The sequence below is a fragment of the Sporocytophaga myxococcoides genome (assembly GCF_000775915.1).
GTDB classification, from domain to species: domain Bacteria; phylum Bacteroidota; class Bacteroidia; order Cytophagales; family Cytophagaceae; genus Sporocytophaga; species Sporocytophaga myxococcoides_A.
Genome location: NZ_BBLT01000031.1, coordinates 1 through 1,418 on the forward strand (window position 1 = coordinate 1; position 1,418 = coordinate 1,418).

Sequence of the window (1,418 nt, forward strand, 5' to 3'; positions counted from 1 at the left end):
ATCAATCGGAATTTCTGGGGAGTGATATAATTTTTTCAAGCATAGATATTTGCAAGTCTGAATAAAAAGAAAGTTACATTTCTTACTCCTCTGAAAGCAGATCTGAAGGCTTTGATTTTTGCATTAAAAGATTCAGCAGAAGCATTGGTACTGCGGTTATCAAAGAAGTTTAAAATAGTGGGATAATGAGCTTCAATTGATCTTCTCACTGTCATGAATGATTTAAATCCTGCTTTCTCTACCTTATCATACCATTGAGCCAGTTTAGTAAAGGCTACTCTTTTATCTTTTATAGTCTGAAATATATTGCCTAACTGTATTGACAGATTGTATGCCGTTTCCAGCGATGGATAGAGTCTAAAGAGAATTTCGCCTCTGTGTATTTGTGATGGGGTCCATTTTGTTTTTGCTTTAAATAGCAAGTACCTGCTACGGGCCAACAATTGTTTCAATGAATCTCCATTTTCGTAAATATCCGGGATAAACTTTTTCCCTAATTCTTTACTGAGCTCAAACTCTTTATTCTCTTGTTCTATCGCTTCCCAGCGAAGCTGAATTCTCATTTCCTGCACTGCATCAAATGCAAGTTTCTCAACATGGAATCTATCTGTAACAAGAGTAGCTTTAGGAAATGAATATTTGACTATGTTTTCCATTGAAGCTGCCATATCCAGAGTGACTTCTTTTACTTTATGCCTTTTATAATCTGGTATCCTGTTCAGAACTTCTCGTACGGTCTGGCTATTGGTGCCTTTGATCATTGCTACCAGGCATCCCTTTTGCCCTCTGGCTTCTTTATTAGTGATAACTGTATACAACTCTCCCTGAGAAAGAGCTGTTTCATCGATACTTAAATATGGACCAAGATTATCTTCATAAAGGATCCATTGATCGGCATGTTCTAGTTGATCCCAGCAATGAAAATTGCTAAGATGATCTCTATATTGTTCTTCCAGAAGTTTACCATCAACTCCAAAATAATCTCCTAAACTTTTACAGCTTACCGGTCTGGAATCGAGATATAACTTTTAAAAAAGCCGCGAATTCCTTTGTCATTCGCGTTCCTTTGGCTACATGTTCCCAGTTCCGATAAACAATCGATCCTTCCTCATCTTCCCACCTCCTGCGTCTGATATAAAGAAATACATCTTTGCCTCTGATTGGAAAATCCTGAACTTTTATTTCATCAAAAAAGCCCTTGCTAGTGAGCTTGCTTGTCTTAAACTCTTCTGGTTTTATGTTTTTCTCTTCAAGATAAATATTCAGTACTTCTTCTGTATGAGCAACTTTGGCTATTGAAAAGAAGTCAAGGATCCCTGAAGGGAGTACTAAACTAACTAAATTATAATCTTCACTTTGCATAACTTTGTACAAAATAAAGATTTTTTAACTTTCCCCCCAGAAATTCCGATTGATCC

1 protein-coding gene and 1 pseudogene are annotated in these 1,418 nt (G+C 36.5%); both read right to left on the reverse strand.

The window, feature by feature from the left end; all coding sequences use genetic code 11:
• Nucleotides 1–35 precede the first annotated feature (35 nt).
• Nucleotides 36–959: pseudogene (locus tag MYP_RS24555) on the reverse strand (ISAon1 family transposase); the annotation flags it as partial.
• A gap of 34 nt (nucleotides 960–993) precedes the next feature.
• Complete coding sequence (locus MYP_RS26505; protein WP_045470050.1) at nucleotides 994–1,362, reverse strand: ISAon1 family transposase N-terminal region protein; 369 nt, start codon at nucleotides 1,360–1,362, stop codon at nucleotides 994–996.
• Nucleotides 1,363–1,418 lie beyond the last annotated feature (56 nt).